The 21,301-nt window shown below is 63.7% G+C and carries 18 protein-coding genes; 9 read left to right on the plus strand and 9 right to left on the minus strand.

From position 1 onward, the window contains the following. Positions 1 to 115 precede the first annotated feature (115 nt). Complete coding sequence (locus NP_RS06385) at positions 116 to 1,477, plus strand: bifunctional metallophosphatase/5'-nucleotidase (RefSeq protein WP_232503984.1); 1,362 nt, start codon at positions 116 to 118, stop codon at positions 1,475 to 1,477. Here the strand turns inward: NP_RS06385 and NP_RS14570 are convergent. Then, a complete protein-coding gene (locus NP_RS14570) occupies positions 1,474 to 1,638 on the minus strand; it encodes a hypothetical protein (RefSeq protein WP_011323012.1) in 165 nt (54 codons plus the stop codon). The two genes, NP_RS06385 and NP_RS14570, sit on opposite strands and share 4 nt — an antisense overlap. Continuing rightward, complete coding sequence (locus NP_RS06390) at positions 1,631 to 2,518, minus strand: prohibitin family protein (RefSeq protein ID WP_011323013.1); 888 nt, start codon at positions 2,516 to 2,518, stop codon at positions 1,631 to 1,633. The genes NP_RS14570 and NP_RS06390 overlap by 8 nt, the downstream gene beginning before the upstream one ends. A gap of 124 nt (positions 2,519 to 2,642) precedes the next feature. Here NP_RS06390 and NP_RS06395 point away from each other — a divergent pair, with 124 nt between their 5' ends. Further along, positions 2,643 to 3,044, plus strand: a complete 402-nt coding sequence (locus NP_RS06395; protein WP_011323014.1) for a universal stress protein — start codon at positions 2,643 to 2,645, stop codon at positions 3,042 to 3,044. On the opposite strand, the gene NP_RS06400 is transcribed toward NP_RS06395, so the two are convergent. Continuing rightward, complete coding sequence (locus tag NP_RS06400) at positions 3,045 to 4,079, minus strand: mechanosensitive ion channel family protein (protein WP_011323015.1); 1,035 nt, start codon at positions 4,077 to 4,079, stop codon at positions 3,045 to 3,047. Between the two features lie 110 nt (positions 4,080 to 4,189). Between NP_RS06400 and NP_RS06405 the strand changes: the two genes are divergently transcribed. Beyond that, entirely contained in the window at positions 4,190 to 4,504 is a 315-nt protein-coding gene (locus tag NP_RS06405) for a YbjQ family protein (RefSeq protein ID WP_011323016.1), read from the plus strand. A gap of 21 nt (positions 4,505 to 4,525) precedes the next feature. On the opposite strand, the gene NP_RS06410 is transcribed toward NP_RS06405, so the two are convergent. Together NP_RS06410 and tbsP are read right to left on the minus strand one after the other, a co-directional pair. After that, a complete protein-coding gene (locus tag NP_RS06410; protein WP_011323017.1) occupies positions 4,526 to 6,214 on the minus strand; it encodes a YcaO-like family protein in 1,689 nt (562 codons plus the stop codon). Positions 6,215 to 6,382: 168 nt separating this feature from the next. Beyond that, positions 6,383 to 7,189 (minus strand): transcriptional regulator TbsP, encoded by an 807-nt coding sequence (gene tbsP / locus NP_RS06415; RefSeq protein ID WP_011323018.1) that lies wholly within the window; start codon positions 7,187 to 7,189, stop codon positions 6,383 to 6,385. A 562-nt stretch (positions 7,190 to 7,751) separates the two neighbouring features. On the opposite strand from tbsP, the gene NP_RS06420 reads away from it, so the two are divergent. Next, complete coding sequence (locus tag NP_RS06420; protein WP_011323019.1) at positions 7,752 to 8,933, plus strand: thiolase domain-containing protein; 1,182 nt, start codon at positions 7,752 to 7,754, stop codon at positions 8,931 to 8,933. Then, positions 8,930 to 10,360 (plus strand): zinc ribbon domain-containing protein, encoded by a 1,431-nt coding sequence (locus NP_RS06425; RefSeq protein WP_011323020.1) that lies wholly within the window; start codon positions 8,930 to 8,932, stop codon positions 10,358 to 10,360. The genes NP_RS06420 and NP_RS06425 overlap by 4 nt, the downstream gene beginning before the upstream one ends. Positions 10,361 to 10,369: 9 nt before the next feature. Here the strand turns inward: NP_RS06425 and NP_RS06430 are convergent, their stop codons facing one another. After that, positions 10,370 to 12,157, minus strand: a complete 1,788-nt coding sequence (locus NP_RS06430) for a methyl-accepting chemotaxis protein (RefSeq protein ID WP_148215436.1) — start codon at positions 12,155 to 12,157, stop codon at positions 10,370 to 10,372. Between the two features lie 143 nt (positions 12,158 to 12,300). Then, positions 12,301 to 13,452, minus strand: coding sequence for a thiolase family protein (locus NP_RS06435; RefSeq protein WP_049939544.1), 1,152 nt, complete (start codon positions 13,450 to 13,452; stop codon positions 12,301 to 12,303). 89 nt (positions 13,453 to 13,541) lie between these two features. Here NP_RS06435 and NP_RS06440 point away from each other — a divergent pair, with 89 nt between their 5' ends. Continuing rightward, positions 13,542 to 13,985 (plus strand): universal stress protein, encoded by a 444-nt coding sequence (locus tag NP_RS06440; RefSeq protein ID WP_011323023.1) that lies wholly within the window; start codon positions 13,542 to 13,544, stop codon positions 13,983 to 13,985. A 30-nt stretch (positions 13,986 to 14,015) separates the two neighbouring features. Here NP_RS06440 and NP_RS06445 read toward each other — a convergent pair whose 3' ends face one another. After that, complete coding sequence (locus NP_RS06445) at positions 14,016 to 15,188, minus strand: MFS transporter (protein WP_011323024.1); 1,173 nt, start codon at positions 15,186 to 15,188, stop codon at positions 14,016 to 14,018. Positions 15,189 to 15,366: 178 nt separating this feature from the next. Here NP_RS06445 and NP_RS06450 point away from each other — a divergent pair, with 178 nt between their 5' ends. Beyond that, on the plus strand, positions 15,367 to 16,125 hold the full coding sequence (locus NP_RS06450; RefSeq protein ID WP_011323025.1) for an IclR family transcriptional regulator: 759 nt from the start codon (positions 15,367 to 15,369) through the stop codon (positions 16,123 to 16,125). Positions 16,126 to 16,627: 502 nt separating this feature from the next. Here the strand turns inward: NP_RS06450 and NP_RS06455 are convergent. Beyond that, the gene (locus NP_RS06455; protein ID WP_011323026.1) at positions 16,628 to 17,791 is read right to left on the minus strand and encodes an acyl-CoA dehydrogenase family protein; all 1,164 of its coding nucleotides are present in this window, start codon (positions 17,789 to 17,791) and stop codon (positions 16,628 to 16,630) included. A gap of 139 nt (positions 17,792 to 17,930) precedes the next feature. Between NP_RS06455 and NP_RS06460 the strand changes: the two genes are divergently transcribed. Together NP_RS06460 and NP_RS06465 are read left to right on the plus strand one after the other, a co-directional pair. Next, on the plus strand, positions 17,931 to 18,974 hold the full coding sequence (locus NP_RS06460; protein WP_011323027.1) for a TAXI family TRAP transporter solute-binding subunit: 1,044 nt from the start codon (positions 17,931 to 17,933) through the stop codon (positions 18,972 to 18,974). Between the two features lie 13 nt (positions 18,975 to 18,987). Next, positions 18,988 to 21,252, plus strand: coding sequence for a TRAP transporter permease (locus tag NP_RS06465; protein WP_011323028.1), 2,265 nt, complete (start codon positions 18,988 to 18,990; stop codon positions 21,250 to 21,252). The last annotated feature ends 49 nt before the right edge of the window (positions 21,253 to 21,301 follow it).

The following is a 21,301-nucleotide window of genomic DNA, read 5'->3' on the forward strand; positions in this document are numbered from 1 at the left end:
CACCCGGCGGCAAAACGCTCACGGTCGCGGCCAGCCCCGACCCACAGTGCGACCGGGGCGCTGGTCGTAGTCCACAGGCGGTGTGGTTTTGAGCGTGGCCCGCCAACCGACTACCGTGCGGCTGTTACACTACTCAGATATCGAGAACGCCCACGACGACCCCGAGCATATCGCCCGGCTCGCGGGTACTATCCAGTCGCTGCGGGACGAGCGGACGCTCGTCTGCGGCACCGGCGACAACATCGCCCCGGGCGTGGTGCCGCTCGTCGCCGACGGCGAACAGGCGCTTGATTTCTTTGCGGCTGCCGGTCCCGACCTCGAAACGTTCGGCAACCACGACTTCGATTTCGGCCCCGACCGCCTCCGCGATATCGTCGCCAGGTCACCGCAGCAGTGGCTCTCGGCGAACGTCTACGAGGACGACGAGCCGTTTGCCGGCGTTGCGCCGTGGACGGTCGTTACCGTCGGCGAGTCGACGGTCGGCTGCTTCGGACTGACCGACCCCACAACTCCCTCTGTCGGCGACCCCGACCGCGACATCGAGTTTCGGGACCCGATTCCGGCCGCCCGCGAGGCCGTCTCGGCGCTTAAGGGCCGCGGCGTTGACTACGTCGTCGCGCTGTCACACCTTGGCCGCGCTGACGACCGGCTGGCGGCGGCCGTCGACATCGACGTCATTCTCGGCGGCCACGTCCACTCCGAACGCGTCGAGCACGTCGCCGGAACAGTCTGTGTCCGTCCCGGCAGCGGCGGCGGAACGCTGCTGGAGGTCGACCCGGAAACCGGCGCGGTGACCCGTCATGCAGTCGCTGACGGGCCTGTTGACGTCGACCTCGAAGCCACCTATCGACAGCGGCTGGCAGCCGCCGGGCTCGATTCCGTCGTCGCCCACGTCGAGGAGCCGATACACCGAACTGACGGCGAGGCCTTTCGTGGTGAAAGCCGCATCGGAAACTTCGTCGCCGACGCCTACCGCTGGGCCGCCGAACGCGAGTTCGGCATTGATTATCCGGTTGTCGGGCTCCAGAACAGCGGTGGCATCCGGACCGGCCCGCCGCTTTCGGGTCCGGTGACGGTCGCTGACCTCATCAGCCTCGTCCCCTTCGACGAACCGCTCGTCGTCGCCGAGCTGACGGGGGCGGAACTGCGCGCCGTGTTCCAGGAGGCCGCTGAAACCCCCGGCTTCGGAGAGAGCGACTGGTGGCACGCCCATCTTTCGGGGGCAGCCGTCACCTACGACTACACCGACGACCGGCTGCGCTCGGCGACTGTCGGCGGTACCACCGTCGCCGACGAGGGGACCTACCGCGTCGCTGTCTCGTCGTTTCTGACCCACACCGACGTGGAGTTCCCGACGCTGACCGGCGACCACGTTATCGCCGAACTCGACACCCAGTATGAGATACTCGTCGATTACGCCACGGACGTTGGTATCGCCCCGGCCCTCGAAGGGCGCATCACCCGCGTCGGCGTCTAGAGGTCCTCGTCGTCGAACAGCTCTTTTCGCTCTTCGTGTTCGAGCTTTCGCTGCTCCAGTGTTTGCTTGGTTTCGAGTTTCGCTAGCGTCACCCGGTACAGCAGGATGACGCCGACGAGCGCCAAAAGCAAGAGCCCGCCGAGGAAGACGGCTCTAATCATCCGCTGTCACCCCCTCATCGTCAAGTGAGCCCTCCTCGGGGTCGAGGATAACCGGCGTGCCGCCGTCGGTGACGTAGACGGTCCCCTCGTCGTAGGCACGAATCTGTTCGAGTGCGAGGTTCTCTTCTGTGAGCGCCTCCTGTACCTCTCGGAGCGCGTCGGCTTCTCCCTCCGCGCGGATACGCTCGGCGTCGGCGTCACCCTGTGCTCGTGTTCGCTCGGCGTCGGCTTCCTGTTGAGCGATTTCGACCTGTTCGAGCGCCTGCTCGAACTCGGGGTCGAAGTGGATGTCCCTGACCTGCACGGACTCGATGTCGACGTAGCGCGGCGACTGGGAGCGCAACTCATCGGCAATAATGTCGCCGAGCAGTTCACGGCCTTCGTCGGAGTTGGCTTCGGTGGCGTTCAGCGCCGATGCCTCCCTGGCGACCGTATCAACCGTTTCCGGTCTGAGCAGCCGTTGTTCGTACTGGTCGATGGTGTTCCACTCGCGGTGGAACTCGTCGGCCCCGTCCTCGTTGACGCGGTACCGAACGGTAATATCAGCGCCGACCCGCTGTTGGTCGGCCGACCGGAAGTCGACGGCGTCTTCTTCTGCGACATCGCCCTCGAACACGTCACCGCTCATCGTGTAGGTCTGTGGACGGATTTCGATATATTCAACGGAGTGATAGAACGGCACGAGCGGGAAGTGCCACCCCGGCTCGAGAACGTCACCGGTAACAGACCCCTGAACCTTCTTTACGCCGCGGTCGCCCTCGTCGACGGTCGCGACGGAAAACAGAAAGGCGATACCGACGACCAAAAGCAGCACGATGCCGGCGACCGCGGCTGCCTGTAGCCGCGGCCCAAACTGTTCTTGCAGGATGTCATCTGCCATAGCCTACTGCCGGTTTCACTGACAGCACACCAAAACATACCGATTACCCAAAATCTCGTTGTAGCTTCTGATGCGGAGGCTGCGACCGGAACTTTCAGGCTGCCGGCGGTCTTCGGGTCCAGCAATGACGCTCGTCGTCGCGCCGGTGCGGTATCCGCTGTCGCCGAACTCGAAGGTGACATTACAGACTGCCATTCAGGTCGCTGACGACCACGATGCCGACCTCACAGTGCTGCATGTCAACCTATACCAGAATGACCGACGAGTGACACGTACGGAGCTCAAAAACGCGGTCGAAGCAGAGCTCGGTACCGTCGACCGTGCCCGCTATGTCGTTCGTCCGGGCTTTCTGGTTGAGGAGACGATTCTCGACGAAGTTGCCGCCGAGGACGCGGACTACGTCGTTATCGGGGAAAACCAGACCAGCCGGTGGCGGCGGTTGGTCAGCCGGCTCGTCGACGACCCGAACATCGAGCAGTTCCTGCGGAACGAACTCGACTGTGAAGTCATCACGGCGGCTCCGTAATTAGCGACTCCCGCCCGCGTCGTCTGTAGGTTCTGTCTCCGTCCCCGGCTCCGACGCTGGGGCCTCCTGCTCTTCGTTTCTCGTCGTCGCGCCGCCTTGCCGTGCGGCCGCTTGTTGCCCTCGACGGCGGATGGCAGTCTGCAGTTCGCCGCTGGTGTCGTCGAAGACCAGATGGGAGTGGGGATACGGAATCTCGATGTCGTGGTCGTCGAATCGCTCCCAGACGTTTGTCAGCACCGCCGACCGAACCGTCGCCTGTGTGTACGGCTCCCGGACCCAAAACCGGAGTCTGAGCGCCACTTCGCTGTCGCCGAACTCCAGAATATGGACGACGGGAGCGGCCGGATATCTGGCGCTGCCGATGCGGATGTCCGGGCCACCTTTGATGACGCCATCGACATCACGGGCTGCTGCCCGGAGCTGTTCGCGCGCGGTTTCGATGTCGCTTTCGTACGTGACGCCGACATCGGCGGTCAGCCGAACGCGTGCGTCTTCAGCGGAGTAGTTGATGACATCCCGTTCGCGCATCGACCCGTTCGGGAGCACGATAAACGTGTTATCGAGAGTGAAAACCTTCGTATAAAACAGCGTGATATCCTCGACAAAACCCTTGGTGTCTGTATCTTCGAGCTCTATCATATCGCCGATTTCATAGGGCTGCTCGGAGAGGATGAAGACCCCATTTATCAAGTTCCCGATAATAGGGGCGAGAATAATCCCTGCGACTGCCGAGAAGACACCCACCGAGAGGACAACGTTACCGAGCCCGATACCAAAAAACCCCAGAGCGGTCATCACAGCGACGAAGACGATAACCGCCTGGATGCTCCGCAAAACGGTCTGTCCAACCGATGGTCGCTCGAACCGCCGGGCGATACGGCGCGCCAGAAGCCGGCGGGCAAATTGCGAGAGATAGTAAGCGACGGTAAGGAAGACGACGGCCATTACAAGCCGGTAGGCCCACAGCGGGATGGTCTCCGGCAGCCATCCCGGACGGGGCAGACCTTGCTGGAGCGCCGTCGTCGTCGGGTCCATACCGGCCCGTCGTCGCCGGCCGGAAAAAGCGTTCCCCTGCAGATTCGGTCGCTCAAAGCGCCGTTGTAGTCTCGGAAGCACTCATATGCTTTTGGCGCGACCGTCCGGGTATGCAGACCGTCTCAACCGAAACCGTCCCCGGCCACGAAACCGTCGAAGCGCTCGGCATCGCCCGTGGTAACACTGTCGAGGCAAGAAACGTTGGCCGCGACATCACACAGAGCATTCGCAACATCACCGGCGGCGAGCTGAAGGCCTACTCCGAACTGCTCTCGAAGGCCCGTGACGAAGCGCTGTCGCGGATGGAAGCCGATGCGGAAGAAATGGGCGCTGATGCGGTAGTCAACGTCCGCCTCGAAACGTCGAAGGTCACCGACGGTGGGTCGGAGGTAATCGCCTACGGAACCGCTGTGCGGCTCCGATAGCCGGCGGCGGGCGTTTTGGGCCTATGGATACGGGTGGTACGGCCTATCAAGCTGCGGTTCGAAGCCGAGTTCCGCTGGAACACGTCGGGCGCGGTCGCCGAAGTAGGCGTCGCCGGTAAACAGCGGCTGAGCACTCGGGACAACCACGCGAACGGCTTCAAAGCCGAGCATTTCGATGTCCCGCGGCGTCAGGCGTGCGCCGTAGGCATCGAGGCCGGCCGCCGACACACGGTCGACAAGCGCCGTGAGTTCTGCTTTTCCGGATGGCCGCTCCGCAGGGCCGACGCTCTCGGCCGGTATTGTCGTCTCGGCATCGACGAACGCTCGCGCCGCCTCCGGGAATGCCGCGTAGTCGCCGATAGCGCCCGATTCGCTTTCCGCCTGTGTTCTCCCCATCCGACGGAGTTCGAGCCAGTTTTGTAGCGCTTCTTCGAGCGCGCCGCGGGCTGCCGCCGCCGGGTCAAGGTCGGCCGCCGAGCCGGCCGCAAACCGCGGCCACTCGCCCTCCCGGTGGACACAGACGGCGACAACAGGCACATCGACATCCTGCGTCAAAAGCAGCGCCGTCGCCGAGAGCCCTTCGCTCCCCGCTCGGGCGGCCAACGTCCGGTATCCTTCGTCCTCGACGGCCAGCGCCATCGGGTCGTCGGTCGAGTACCACGATACCATCGCAGCGTCACGTTCGATAACCTCGTAGAGCCCCGAGCACAACGCCTCGACGGTTCCGTTGCCGAGGCCAAGCCCGGTCGTGATGGCGGGACGAATACGGGTTTCCGGCGGCGGAAAGACGACCAGTTCCGACGGAATAGCCGTCCGTTCGCCGGTTTCGAGATGTTCAGCCGGATACCAGTAGGCGACCTCGCCGGGCGGTTCGGGCGCGACGAACGCGTCTGCCGGCACCCGCCGGTCGGGGTCGACAAGCAGGCGGTCAGTCGAGTAGACGGCCGCGCTGTACCGTTCGAGCCCTTCGCCGAGGGCTTTCATAAACGCCGGGTCCCACGACAGGCCGACGCCGGCCGCGTGGTCCGGCGCGTCCGCGTCGGAGAACGGCGTCGCCGCGAGGGATGCGAGATAATACGGCACCGGGAACGATTCGGCTTCGCCGACCGAGGTGATGGGACCGACACGCTCGTCGAAGGCCCCCTCGGCTAACGACAGGGATTCATCGAGCGTACGGTCGGCATGGGTCAACTCCAGTTGTCGGCCAGCCCGAGACCCGCATGAACAGCCGGGGACGGGAAGGACCTGTCTGGCGGCGTGTGGCACCTCAATGACGCCGCCAAGCAACTGGGACTCCTCGCCGGCGACCAGCCGGGCGACCTCGCGGCCGGCGACAGCGCCGGCAAAGCGGGCTGTGGCGCGGTCGGTGTCCCCGTCGTCGGTGTCGGGCGCTGTCGCTGCGACACGTGTGCGGAGACATTCATAACAAGCCGTTCCCGGAGCAGCGCCGGAGACAGCAGCCTCAACGCCGGCGACCGCCTGACCGCCGATGCCACCGACCTCGATGCAGACGAGCGGTGTCGATGTTTCGCTCGCTGTGGTGGCCGCCCGCTCGAAGCCGCCGGTGCCAACGTCGCCAGATACAACGGCGATGTCGACGTCGCCGAGGGCGGCAGGGTCGACAGCGACAGTATCGGCCGCGCTATCGTCAAGCGCCGCCCGGACGGCTTCGGTCGCCGGAGCGTCGCCGGCGATGCCAACCGTCGTCACGACACCACCATCCGCGGTGGCAGCCGAAGTGTAGATTCCATACTCGCGTATCGACGCATGTGGCGATAAAAGCGGCGCACGCAGGCTGACAAAAGCAGCGGCGCTGTGCCGTAACGGAATGGGAGGAAGGAGCACAAAGCGGGGAGCGAACCGGGGACCGGACGGCGGCTATTCGAGCATCGACTGTGTAGACTCCACGAGCGACCCGATGTCGGCACCGCGGAGGTTGTCGTCGCCGAGTTTGAGGCGGAGACGCGGTCGCCCGACATCGATGGGGACCTTCTCCGTGCCGAGGATACCGTTGTCTTCCATGCGGGTCTTTGTCCGCGAGAACGTCGCCTTGGAGGCGATACCGACATCCTCGCCCCACTTGGAGATGTCGTACAGCAGGTCCTCGTTTTTGGCCGCAACGAGCAGCGAAATCGTCACCTCATCGAGCCCCTCGCCGTCACCGCGGGCGGTTTCGAGCGCATCGAGAACGGCGTCGAAATTCTCGCGCGTCGACTCGCCGAGTTCGTCGGTCAGCGTCTCTCGAACGCGAATCAGCGACGGCGTTCGGAGGTTGAAGTTCTCGGCGTCGGCCCACTCGCCGGTGATTCGCTGGTATGCGCTATCGATGAACGCCTCGTCGTCGGTCGTCAGACCGGCGACTTGGTCGTCTCCTCTGACGACGGCGACGACTGCGTCCGCAGTCACAAGAAGCGAGTTCGCGGCGGCGTCGTTGACGCGGATTTCCAATCGGTCTGCCTCGATGTGGTCGGCCGCTCGGCTGGCGACGAGGAAATCGTCGAGAACGTCTTTCAACGTCTCGGAGTCGGCGAACAGGCAGACCGGAGGTGACTCGGCATCAAGCGTTTCGACGAGCGACTCGATGGCCTCGGCGTCCGGATTGATAACGAATAGTTCATCGTCTGCGGCGTCGAGCGCCGCTTCGAGTACGTCTCCCATGGTTCGCTCCAATAGGTTTGATTTCATCCGTCCAACAACTAGTATGGTCTGATAGATACTTAATATTAGCGTAAAAGTCGAAGCAATCCTTACCGGTTACAAATAAATAACCGGCTAATACCAGAAGCTAATATATGTACGCAAACTTCAGTTCGTGTTCCCGCTAGATTTCGAAGGGCCTAGAGCTTTTAAAACAGCGTCCCAGTTGACAGCGATCTGTTTCGTCGGCCACTTGTTTCGTGTGCTGCTGCATACGGATTCGCTTCGCTACTAATAACAGATACTTTACATTTCGCGAAAATAATAAACTGCTTTTTACTAACCCGATTATCAAAATCCCATTAATGGCAATCAATATTAGATATATTTTTCATATTCGTTCTTTTACTACTTGTAAAGCAAAAGCATATCAATACTATTCCAATATTAGATTCTCCTGAACCCTTGTTCAAAAATATAATCTGACTTGGTATATATGAATTCTGACTTTTCTGTCTGAGGGATGTCATGGGCGGCGAATCCAATGGACACCTCCTGTTGCCGCAGACAGCGGTGTGTTTATTTCCCGGGGATTGGTAGCCGCATGCGTATGCCAGACGCTTACCTAGTCGGTGCTGGACAATCCGACTACGGTGCTTTCCCGGACGAAAGCTATCGGTCGCTGTTTCGGACCGCCTTCGAGGCCGCCGCAGAGAGCGTTCCGGAAGGATTCGACAAGGACGCCGTCGACGAAGCGTTCATCGGCACGCTCGGCGTCGGTGGCCGACAACTCGGCCTTTCCGGCCCGGCCGTGACCGAACACGTCGGTCTCGACGGCGTCCCCTGTACGCGCGTCGAAAACGCCTGTGCAGCGAGCGGGTTCGCCGTCAGACAAGCCGTACAGGCTGTCAAGTCGGGGATGGCCGATGTCGTCCTCGCCGGCGGCTTCGAGGTAATGAGCGATATGAGCTCCGACGCGACGAAGTACTGGCTCGGCGTTTCGGGGGAAACGGAGTGGGAGCGGCTCTCCGGAACGACGTTTTCCGGGGTGTACGCACAGATGGCAAGCGCACATATGGACCGATACGGGACCACCGGCGAGCAGCTCTCCCGGGTGGCGGTCAAAAACCACGCGAACGGCGCGAAAAACCCCCACGCACAGCTCGGGTTCGAATGTTCACTCGATGATGCACAGTCCGCACCGATGGTGGCTGACCCGTTGAACCTCTATCACTGCTGTCCGACCTCCGACGGCGCGGCCTGTGCGCTCGTCGTTAGCGAGGCTGTCGTTGACGACTACACCGACGACCCGATTCGGGTCGCCGGCGTCGGGGCCGGCAGCGACAACGTCGGGCTGTTCGACCGGGAGACGTACACTGCCGTTCCGGCGAGCCAGCGTGCCGCCGAGCGTGCCTACGAGATGGCCGGCATCGAACCCACGGACCTCGATTTCGCGGAGGTCCACGACTGCTTTGCCATCGCGGAGCTCCTCGCCTACGAGGACCTCGGCTTCTGCGAGCGCGGCGAGTCTGGCAGCTTCATCGAGTCAGGCGCGACGGAGCTCGACGGTGAGCTTCCGGTCAACACCTCCGGCGGGCTGAAATCGAAGGGCCATCCCATCGGCGCGACCGGTGCCGGACAGGTCGTCGAGGCGTTCAAACAGCTCTCCGGGAAAGCTGGTGACCGACAGGTCGACTCGCCGCACCGTGGGCTCACGCACAACGTCGGCGGCAGCGGCGGTGCCGCCATCGTCCACGTCTTCGAGAAGGAACAGGAGGTGAGCGCCCCATGACAGGCATCGCCGGTGTCGGCGCGTACGCGCCGCGGTTCCGGATTACCGCTGCGGCGTTCGAGGACGCTTGGGGGCGGTTCGAGGCGGCTGGCGTCGAGGAGAAAGCCGTCCCCGCCGCCGACGAGGACGCGCTGACGATGGGCTATGAGGCAGCCACGCGCGCACTCGACGCCGCGGCTGTCGACGCCACCGACATCGACTGGCTCGGCGTTGCTTCCTCCCGGCCGCCGATAGCGGAGGAAGACGTTTCTGCGCGGCTCGGTGCGATGCTGGGCCTTTCCGACGCCGCCACCCGACACGTCTTTACGGGAAGCACTCGGGCCGGGACTCGTGCCCTGTGGGCCTGTCTGGACGCTGTCGACGCAGGCACGGCGACCGGTCTTGTCGTGGCCGCAGACTGCCCTGCAGGCACACCCGACGACGGGATTGACCACGCCGCTGGAGCGGGAGCCGCCGCATTCGTCGTCGGCCCGGACGGCGGGGCGAGAATTGTCGACCGCGCGGAATATGCCGCCCCGTACCCGGGGACCCGCTTCCGAAGGACGGGAGAGGCGGAGACCCGCGGGCTCGGTATTACCGAGTACGACCGGCAAGCGTTCACCGAAGCCGTCGGCGCGGCGGCTGACCGTCTTGACGCGATAGACGACCCTGCGGCCGCAGCCATACAGGCACCCGACGGAAAGCTCCCGTACCGTGCGGCAGGGGCGGCCGGCGTCGACGCCGAGACGATTCAAGCCGCGAGCACTGTCCACGAACTCGGCGACCTCGGGGCCGCAAGCGTTCCCGTCTCGCTCGCGAAGGGCCTCGCGGACGGCCGCGAGTCGCTGCTGGCGGTTTCCTACGGCAGTGGAGCCGGAGCCGACGCGTTCGCGGTCGCCGCCGATGGTGACGTGCCGACCCGGATGGCGCTTGACGGCGACGCGTCGCTTTCGTATGCCGAGTACCTCCGTCAGCGAGGTGTCGTGACCGCCGGCCCGCCGTCGGGGGGCGGTGCCTACGTCAGCGTCCCCTCGTGGCGGCGGTCGCTGCCACAGCGGTACCGGCTCGTCGCCGGCCGGTGTGCCGAGTGCGGGGCGCTCTCGTTCCCGCCGGAGGGGGCCTGCGATGACTGCAACGGGCTGGTTGCGTACGACCCCGTCGAACTTTCCGGCGAGGGAACCATCGAAGCGGTGACGACGATTTCACAGGGCGGGGCTCCCCCCGAATTCGCCGAACAGCAGGACCGTGCGGGCGACTACGCCGCTGCAGTCGTCGCCTTGGACGCCCCGTCGGGCGCACGTTCGGTCAGTGTTCCCGCGATGGGTACCGACGCCGCCCCCGCCGATTTCGATGTCGGCGACCGTGTCGAGACGACGGTTCGACGCATCTACACACAGGAAGGAGTCACCAGATACGGGTTCAAAGTTCGGCCGATGGCCGACAAGTAAGCGACGACGCTATCGGAGTTCGGCGACCCGGTCCGAGAGGTCATCGACAGCCGCTTCCTGCTCTTCGACAGCATCGACGACTGCATCTGTTGTTTCGGCGACATCGTCGGCCCGTTCGCGAGCCTCCGCAACTGTCGCAGTAACTTCTTCGATGCGAACGGCTTGGTCGTCGTTCGCGTCAGCGACCTCCGAAATGCCGTCGACCGTGTTCTCGACTTCGTCCGAGATAGCAGCCAGCGAATCGAGCGCCCGCCGTATCTCATCGCCGGTCGCCGCGATCTGCTCGGCGGACCGCTCGACCCCGTCGATGGTGTCGTCCGCCTGCCGCTGTATCTCCTCGATACGGTCGGCAATCTCGTCGGCGTGGTCTCGCGTCTCGCTGGCGAGCGTCTTGACCTCGTCGGCGACGACCGCGAACCCATCGCCGTCCGTCTCCGCGCGGGCAGCCTCGATGTTGGCGTTCAGGGCGAGAATGTTCGTCTGGTCGGCGATATCGGCGATGATGTCGACGACCTCGCCCACCTCGTCCATCCGCTCGCCGAGCTGCTCGACGGTATCGACGAGGTCGTCCGTCGACTCTACTACTGCATCCGTCGATTCGCGGGCTTTTTCGCCGGCTTCGACGCCTTCAGCCACCGTTTCGCGGGCGCGGGTTGCCGCCTCGGTGACTTCCTTCGCGTTGGCGGCGACCTCCTCCATCGTGGCCGAGACGTTCTCCATTTCTGTGCCGATTTCCGCCAGCGAGTCGTTTTGTGCTTCGACCGTCCGGTCGATTCGGTCGCTGGCGTCGCCGAGTTGGTCGATAGACGCCTCCAACTCGTGGGTTTTCTCGTCGACACCGTTGATAAGCTCCTCGAAGGAGCCGGCCATCCGGTTGACATCCTCGACGAGGTCGCAAAGCCCGGGCTCGATTACGCCGTTCGTGTCCTCCCAGTCGGCTCGCGCCGTGAGGTCACCATCGCCGATGGCCCCCAGTGTCGCGCTGACCTCCTCTATCAGCGACACCATGTCCTGCTCCCGTTGGATGTCTTCGGTGGCGTCCTCGATTAGTTCGAGTACGGCCTTTAGCTCTCCGCCATCGTCGAATATCGGCACCGCGAGGAACTCGATGTGTTTTTCGACGCCGTCTTTGTTCTTGGAGACGCTCCGGTCCCGATAGACCGGAAAATCGACCAAGGTGTTTGCACCGTCAGTCCGTTCGACATCCCACTCCTCGTGGGCGGTGTGCGGTGCTGCTGCAACCTTGTCGGCAAGCGTCTTCGCCCGCTGTCTGTCGGAGTAGGTCGCGACTGCAATCGTTTCCCGGCAGTCCTCGCCGACGAACTCGCTGTGGTCGTCATCGAGCCCCATCAGCCGTCCGGTATAGGCGATGACCTCGTGGTTGGCGTCGATGAGAATCGCCGACATCGGGACGGCCTTGATAACTTCGTTTACTGTCACGGTTGCGGCGTCGAACGCTTCGAGTCCCTGCTGGAGGTCGGCCATCGTTTCGGAGACGCCGTCGAGGGCTCGCTCGCGTGCGTCCGTCACCGACGCGCCCGCTTCGAGCGCGTCGAATGCCTCCTTGACCGCTGCCCGGGCCGCAAACTCGTAGCCGCCGGCATAGGTCGACGGCGCGACGCCGGCTGCCGCCTGCGCACGCGCTGTCTCGCGTATTTCGCCGGCGCTCGCCGCTCCCCGAGCCGTCGAGGAGAGCTGTGTCGCCGTCCGTTCGAGCAGCTTGTCATCCGCTTTGTCGCCGTAGGCGGCGGTGAGCTGTTGCTGTGAGACGGCGGTTCCCCCGTCAGTCGCGGGCACGTCAGTACCGCTGTCGGCTGCTCCGTCCGCCGTACGGCTGCTGGTGTCCGGTATTAGTCTTCGAAGGGCGTCGAACATATCGTTGTGCTACTGGGAACAGCCGATGTATTTAAGTACTCGTTTCCTTTCGAGCGGCAAAACAGTCACTCGGGAACCCAAAGCTCGATGGCTGCGCCCTGCCCGTAGCCGACACACATCGTCGAGAGCCCGCGGCCGCCGCCACGCCGCTGTAGTTCGTGGATGAGCGTCACCGGCAGGCGTGCGCCACTGGCGCCGAGCGGATGGCCGATGGCGATAGCGCCGCCGTTGACGTTGAATATTTCGTCGTCGAAGCCGAGTTCGTCTTGGCAGTACAGCGTCTGCGAGGCGAAGGCTTCGTTGAGTTCGACGAGGTCGTAGTCGTCGGCGTCGCGGCCGGTTTCTTCCCAGATTCCTCGCACCGCAGGAACCGGGCCGATACCCATCACCGTCGGGTCGACGCCCGCGACGTTGTGGTGTTCAACCGCTGCGAGGATGTCGAGGCCGCGCTCGTCGGCGAACGCACGCGATGTCAGAAGCACACCGGCCGCCCCATCGGATATCTGTGAGGCGTTCGCAGCGGTGACGGTGCCACCTTCTTCGAAGGCAGGCGGCAGGTCAGCGATGGCTTCCGCTGTCGTTCCCGGTCGGAGCCCCTCGTCTTCCTCGACGAGCACTTCGTTGCCCTCGTCGTCGTGGCCCTCGATGGGGACGATTTCGTCGTCGAAGCGGCCTTCCTCGGTCGCCTCGACGGCTCGTTGCTGGCTCCGCGCGCCGTATGCGTCCTGCCGTTCACGGGACATGTCGTACTCCGTGGCGACTTGCTCTGCCGTCTGCCCCATCGCGAGTGCATCGACATCGTACCGCTCCGCAATCGCCTCGTAGCTGCCGATACCCGTCCGACGCTCGTTGCGGGACATGTTCTCGACGCCGCCGGCGACGATTACGTCGCGGCTTCCCGCCCGGATTGCGTCGGCAGCGGACATAATCGCTTCCGCCGACGAGGCACAGAGCCGGTCGATGGTCGTCCCCGGCACCGACTCGCCGAGCGCCAGCAGCGCGATGACGCGGGCGAGGTTGTTGCTCTGTTCGTCGACCTGTTTTGCACACCCCCAGCGGACGTCGTCAACGTCCTCGGGGGCGAGTCCGGCGGCCTCAACCATTGTCTCGACTAGGGGGACCGAGAGCTCCTCGCTGCCCGTCTCGGCGAACACGCCGCCCTGTGTTCCCTGTGATGTCCGCACCGCTTGCACGATAACTGGCTGTCGCTGGCTCATCATCTGCGCTTCCGTCCGGGGCGCATTAACAATCCCGGTTCGGGACACCGGGCGGAAGGATTATTCAACCGGTGGCCGATACATCATGTATGGGCGAGTACCGCGTTCTGCTCCCTGTCGATACCGAGACGAACCGTGCCCGACACGCGGCCGAGACCGTCGCGGCCCTTCCCGGGGACGGCGCGTCCGTCCACGCCACTGTCCTGCACGTCATCGAGCCGTTCGAGGCGACCGATGAGGGTCCCATTATCGAGACGGACGACATTCACACCGACGACACGCTTCCGGACAGCATCGAAACGGCAGCCGACGCGCTCCGGTCGGAGGGCGTCGAGGTCGATACGCGCCACGTCGAGGGGGACCCAGTAGAGACGATTCTCGGCGTCGCAAGAGACCTCGACGTCGACAGTATCGTGATGTGCGGCCGGCGACGGAGTCCCGCGGGGAAGGTGCTTTTCGGTAGTACCGTCCAGTCGGTCCTTCTCGCGGCGGAGCGTCCCGTCGTCACCGTCGCCGCTGAAGACGGGCAATGAGCCCCGCTTGAGCCGGCACGCCCAACGGCGTCAGTAGCCCGCCCCGAAGACGTTGTTCCAGAGGATGCACAGCAGTCCTAGCGCCATGATGCCGGCAAGGGAGCCGAAGGCAACGGGCCAGCCGAACAGGTCCGCCACGACGCCGATAGCGACGCTCCCAAGCGCCCCCAACAGCATGTAGACCGTGCGGACGAGGCCAAATCCCGCGCCCCGCTCTTGCTCGCCGAGCACGTCAATGAACTTCGACTGTAGCGGCGCTCCCCACGTCATCGCGACGCCGACACAGACCGTCGCCGCGACGACAAGCGAAAACGAGTCACCGACGACAACAGAGCCGTAGCCGACAACCCCGAGCCCCATCGTCACCGCGGCGATGGCGTCCCGCGAGAAGCGGTCGGACAGCGAGCCCATCAGCGGCTGGAGCGCTCCGTGAATAAAGAAATAGACGGAAAACAGCCCACCAGCGACAGCACGCGAGAGCCCGTGATGGGCTTCAAGAAACGCCGGCAGGAAGGAGGCGGTCGCCTGCCATGTAAAAGCCCCGAGCACTGAAAGCACCGTCGCATACAGTATCGGTCCGCGACGGTACAGGCGCACGATTGACCCGAGTTCGACGCGGTCTCGCATCCGGCGGTCGGGAAACTGTGGCGGCTCCGGTCGGACAGTAGCGGCGAACAACGCCGCCGCGGGAACGGCAACGGCGGCACCGACCAGCACGGCCGCCCGCCACCCGTACCACGTCGCCACCAACGCCGCGGCCGCGGGTGCAAGCAGGCCGGCCAGCGGCGCACCCGTCACGTGGAACCCGATTGCCCGTCCCGTCCGCTCGAAGTTCCGGGTAAGGAGTGCGGTCGCAACGATGTAATGAAGCCCGGCGGCGACGCCGAGACAGAGTGCCAGCAGCGCAAACAGCCAAAACGTTGGCGAAAGGGCGAGCAAGCCGCTGCAGACTGCCGTCCCGACGACGGCAAAGAGGATGACACGGCGCTCGCCGAACCGGTCGCCGAGAATCCCGCTGGGGAACTGCGTGAGCGCGTACGCGGCCCACATCCCGGTGAGCGCGAGCCCGACGGCGCTGTTGCTCGTCGAGAACGCATCAACGATGTCGGGGACCACCGGGCTGATTACGAGCCGGGCGGTCACGGTAGCGAAAAACGCCACCGTACACGAAAAAAGAAGCGTGTGCCTGTAGTCGGGTGTCACTCGCGGATGGCTTCCGCGACGGGACAAAAATGCGTTTCGTTCTGGTGTGAATACTCTGCGTTTCGTATAATGAATCAGCCAGCCCTTCTCACCGGGATGGGTCCAGATTCGTCCCGTATACGACTGCAGGCGATTCGCTATCCGAAACGCTGATTGCCGAGGACGGACGATAGAGGATATGGACGACGACTCGACAGACGACGTGGGGGTGACGACGACCCGGAAAACGTTCGAGATTCTCGAAGTACTCCGGGACGAGGAGGGGCTTTCGATAGCCGAAATCACCCGCCGAACCAGCCTCACGAAAAGCACTGTCTACCGACATCTGAAGACGCTCGTCGACACGGGATATGCCATCGAGCGCGAGGGGGCCTACTACATCGGGCTCAAGCATCTCGAAATCGCAGAGCAAGCCCGAAACCGGGAGCCCGGATACACGATAGCACAGCGAAAAGTCTTCGAGCTCGGTCGAGAGACCGACGAGCGCTCCGTATTTCTCGTCGAAGAGGAAGATGAGGGGGTCTATCTCCATCGATACGACAGCCCGACGAGTACGATGGTCGGCCAGCGGCGGCCGTTACACGCGCTGGCGACTGGGAAGGCGATTCTCGCAGAGCGGGATGGCGAGCAAATCGACCGGTTCGTGGCCGAAAACGACCTGGAACGATACACCGAAAACACGATTACGACACCGGAAGCGCTGCTGGAAGAAGTTGAGTCGGTCCGCGAGCAGGGGTATGCGACGAACGACGGCGAGTACATGGAGGGGCTCTTTGGCGTCGCAGTGCCCGTCTACACGCCCGACGACGACCTGCTCGGGTCGCTGGGGCTCTTCGGTCCCCGCAGCCGGTTCTCCGAAGAGTACATCCAGGAGACGGTGCTCGACCGACTCTGGGACAAGGCCGGCGAGGTCCGGGTCACGCTCGCCTACGGGTGACAGCCGAGGCGTCCGCCCAGCGGTACGGCCGGTCGTCGTCGGACGGACCCGCTCCAAAAATAACAGACATAATTCTGTTATTGAAATGCGGGATATCCGCTGAACGGACAGACAATCCCCTTCTCTGTGCAGAAATGTTTCACTCGACGAAATCTGGCTTCTGTATCCCGGTAGAGTGCAGTTGAGCCATCAGCGAGTGCCGGGGGGTCGTCATCGAAAGCGGCGGAAGCCGATGGGATGGCCGGGCCGAAGGTACGGATTCACATGCCGGAATCAAGCAGCAGGTGGCCGGTAGCAGCCGTCGCGTGAGGCCTCTCCCCGTCTTTTTTGACGACCGAGCTCCCGCATCTTGCAACGGCAGCTCTGTCAAAGCTGGTTCTGCCAGCATAGAGGGTCCTTGGACGAACTGCTAACCCGCATGCTGGGACCCGTGTGTTCGGCAATATGAAGCTCCTATCGCCCTGAGGTAGGAAGACCAGCAGAAAAAGACGGTTGGACGGCGTTACTGGTAGGCCTGCAGCCCGGTGAGGTCCTCGCCGAGAATCAACGTGTGGATGTCGTGGGTCCCCTCGTAGGTGTAGACGGTTTCGAGGTTCGCCATGTGGCGCATCGGTGAGTAGTCGGTCGTGATGCCGTTGCCGCCGAGCATCTCGCGGGCGATGCGGGCTTGGTTGCGTGCCATCCGGACGTTGTTACGCTTCGACATCGAGACGTGCTGGGGTCGCATGTCGCCGCGTTCTTTCAGTTCTGCGAGGCGGTACGCGAGAAGCTGTGCCAGCGTAATCTGGGTTGCCATCTCAGCGAGCTTGTCCTGCTGCAGCTGGAATCGGCCGATGGGACCGCCGAACTGGTCGCGGTCTGTGGCGTACTGCCTGGCCTCCTCGAAGGCGTCCCGTGCCGCACCGACCGCGCCCCACGCGATACCGTACCGGGCCTGTGTGAGACACGAGAGCGGACCTTTCATCCCTGAGACGCCCGGGAGCACGTTCTCTTCGGGCACGTACACGTCATTCAGGCCGATTTCGCCGGTGATGGACGCCCGCAGCGAGAGCTTGTCAGTAATCTTGTTCGTGGTGACGCCGTCGCGGTCGGTTTCGACGAGGAACCCGCGCACAGGGGTGTCGTCAGCCGAGCGGTCACGCGCCCACACGACTGCCACGTCGGATATCGGCGAGTTCGTGATCCACGTCTTCGCGCCGTTGAGCACGTAGCCGTCGCCGTCGGCTTCGGCGTGGGTCTCCATCGCCGACGGGTTCGAGCCGTGTTCCGGTTCGGTGAGTCCGAAACAGCCGACGGCCTCGCCCTGCCCGAGCTTCGGCAGCCATTCTTCTTTCTGTGCTTCGCTGCCGTAGGCATGAATCGGGTACATGACGAGTGCGCCCTGAACGGAGGCCATCGAGCGGAGTCCCGAGTCACCCGCCTCAAGCTCCTGCATCAGGAGCCCGTACGCGGTCTCCGAGACGTTCGGCGACCCGTAGCCTTCGAGATTGGGAGCATAGAAGCCGAGTTCACCCATCTTGGGGATGAGTTCGGTCGGGAACGTTCCCTCCTGGAAGTGTTCGCCGATATCCGGTTTGACGTGCTCTTCGACGAACTCGCGGGCGGTGTCACGGATTAACCGCTCTTCTTGATCGAGGTCTCCCTCGAGCTGAACGAAATCCAGCATGGGTCGTAGGTGAGCCAACAGAAGTATAGGTATTGTGGTTTGACGGCCCCTCACACGTCGTTTCCGAACTGTGAATACGTTCTCCGTTTTTAGTTCTGTTCCGGTACATCTATAATACTTGGTTACAGACCAGCACGACATGGACCCCCAATCTAGTAGTCAGTCTGTACGGATGAGTCGGCGGTCGGTTCTCGGCGCTGTCGGTGCTGGTGCGACAGCCGCGCTCGCAGGTTGTTCCGGTGGACAGGACGGCGACCCCCTGCGGATGCGGACGAGTACGGAGGGAACGACCGCCTACGCCGCGAATCAGGGCATCGCGGCGGTTATCAACGAACACACCGACGAGATATTCGCGGAAGCACAGACCAGCCCCGGGACGGAGGCAAATCTCGGTGCCCTCTCGAACGAGGAAGCCGAGATGGTCTACCTCCAGAACTGGTCGGCCCACGAAATCGCCCAGGGAATCGGCCAGATCGGCGACCTCGATTTCCAGGTCGCACAGGTCTTTCACTACTACGACCTCCCGTGGTTCTTCTGTACGGCCACCGACGACATCGAGTCGCTCTCGGATATCGAATCGGACCACAGCGTTTCGCCGACCCCGGAGGGCTCCGGTACCGCACCGGCACTCGAACATGCGCTCGATATCGCTACCGACGGCTACGAGCGTCAGAGCATCACCTACGGTGAACAGGGGAGCGCGATGCAGGAGGGGCGGCTCGATGTCGGTGCCGGCACCTACCTGAACTTCGATATCGAGCCCGGATGGCTCCAAGAGATGATGAGCACGGTCGACCTCACGATATTGGATGTCGAGGACGGCACCGTCGATGCGTGGGAGGACGACGACCGGCTACTCATCGAGTCGTTCCCCGGGTCCGACCTCGAAGCGGGCGAAGCGACGCCGGCGGCGGTTCCCGAGACGGTCTACTGCCCGACCTTCGCGTACAACTTCGTTTCGCGTGCCGACCTCGATTACGACCTCGTGTACGAGTTCCTGACGGTCATGCACGAACACCGCATGGAGCTTGAGGAGTACAGCGCCGTGCTCGCGTCGCTGGAAGACGAGGCGTTCTGGGTCGAGAATGCCTACGACGATATCCCGTTCCACCCCGCAGCGGCCGACTTCTACGAGGAGATCGGCGTCTGGAGCGACGAGTTCGAACGCGCTGACGAGAGCTGAGTACCCTGACACGATGGAGCTCCCAATCCCGTTCGCGAGCCGTCTCAACCGCCGGCTACCTGCGTTCGTAGCGGCGTCGCTTCCGGAGCGAGTGACGGTGACGCGGCTGCTCGTACTCAACGCGCTTGTGTCGCTGTTTGCCATCCTCTTTACGCTCTGGACGGTCTACTACGCCTACTCGCTGATGTGGATGCGGCTCCGGTACTCGAACGTCTTCCTCGGTCTCGGACTTGCGCTCTACTATCTCGACGTCGTCCGGCGTCGCTACAAGACAGCAGCGGAGTCCTCCGACGGCGATGCGGCGGCAGACGCCGCGACACAGTCCGGCTCGGGGACAGCCGCGGCGGCTGCGGTACCAAGCGTCGGCGGTCCGGTGAGCCGGGGTCTCGGGACCGCCCGGACCCTCTATAACCGCATCGACCCGTATCTCGCTGTCGGGTTCGCTGGGCTCGCGCTTGCGACTACGGCGTACGTCGAGTTCAATTTCCAGCGGCTCCACGAGGACGTTCACCTGATGGGACACACACAGGTTGACCTCGTTGTCGGGGCGCTTCTGATACTGCTCGTCATCGATGCGACCCGGCGCGCGTTCGGGAACATCATTGCCGGTGTGACCGTCGTCTCCATCGCTTACGCCCACGTTGTCTTTGCGACGTTGCTCCCCGGAGTGCTCCGCCACACCGGATACGGCTGGGAGCGCATCGCTCGGCAGGGGGCAATCGACCTCACCGGTGTCTACCACGAGACGCTGATGGGCATCGGCTCGACGTGGGTTGCCATCTTCATCATGTTCGCCGGCATTGCCAAGGCCTACGGCCTGATGGATTTCGTCCTCGATGTCGGCCGTGAACTCGGGAAGGCGCTCAAGACCGGCGTCGTCCAAATCGCGGTTATCGCAAGCATGATTATGGGCTCGATTACCGGCAGTGCCGCCGCCAACACCGCGACAACCGGGAGCTTCACGATTCCGATGATGCAAGACCAAGGCATCAGCGACGAGTTCTCGGCGGCCATCGAGTCGGTTGCCTCCGCCGGCGGCCAGATGCTTCCGCCGGTCATGGGCGTCGCCGCGTTCCTCATGGCCGACCTGCTCGGTGAGAGTTACCTCACTATCGTTCAGGCCGGCGTCATTCCGGCTGCACTGTTTTATTTGAGTGTCGGCATCGGCATCCACTTCGCCATCCTCCGGTACGGCTGGCTGTCCTCCGAGACGGGGTCGTTCGACTGGCGGATGCTGCTCCGTGGGGTCCACTTTGCCATCCCGCTTGGGGTGCTCATCGTGACGCTCGTCGTCCTGCGCTATACGCCGTTGTATGCCGGCCTCTACACGATTGCGACCATCTTCGCTGTCGGGAGCCTCAAACTCGTCGCCGTGGATATCTGGAAGGTGTACGCCGCCGAAGCATCGTCGCCGTCGGTGCCGGGCCTGCTTGCGTGGCTCCCCGGACACGCTCTGAGTGGCGTCTCCGGACTGGGCTCGGCCGCCCGCGGTGTCGTCTGGTCGGTCCGTGAAGTCGCCCGCGTCGTCAAGCAGGTCGCGCTCGGGCTCCGGCGCGGCGGCTTGGAGATGGCGCCGCTTGTCGGCGTTCTCGCTGCAATGGGCGTCATCATCGAGATGCTGACCTTCACCGGGCTCGCCCCCCGGGTGAGCACCGGCATTCTCGGGCTCGGCGGTGGACTGCTCGTCGTCGTTCTCGTGTTGGCGATGATAGCAAGCATCCTCTTCGGCCTCGGGATGCCGACGCCCGCGGCGTACGTGCTGGTCGTCGTTCTCGTCGTCCCCGGCGTGACCGAGATGGGCGTCCCCGATATCACCGCCCACATGTTCGTCTTCTACTTCGCGATGCTGTCGGCGATTACGCCGCCGGTCGCCATCTCGGTGGCCATCGGCTCCCGCATTGCAGGCACGAGCTTCGTCCGGGCCTGTGTGCAGGCGCTGCGAATCGGCGCGCCCGGGTTCATCATCCCGTTTGCGTTCGTGACGAACAACAGCCTCATCTACTGGTCCCAAGAGACGCTCGTGGCGTTCCCCGTCGTCCTCGCCGGCACGGTGGGGCTCATCGTCGCCACCATCGGCTTTGACGGGGCGCGCGAACTCTCCGTCCCGGTCCGGGGGCTCTTTGTCGCCGCTGCCTGCGGCGCGATGTTCGGCTCTCTGGTGGGTGTCTGGCTGCAGGTCGTCGCTGCGGCCGTCATCGTCGGGGCGTTGGCGTATGCGAAGGTCGTTGTCGGCTACGACACCGACCGGCAGGCCGACCCTGAATCGGCCTCCGCCTGAGCGCAGCTACGTTTTGGCGCTGATTTTTAACTCCTGTACCGGTATCGGA

The organism is Natronomonas pharaonis DSM 2160 (genome assembly GCF_000026045.1).
GTDB lineage: Archaea > Halobacteriota > Halobacteria > Halobacteriales > Haloarculaceae > Natronomonas > Natronomonas pharaonis.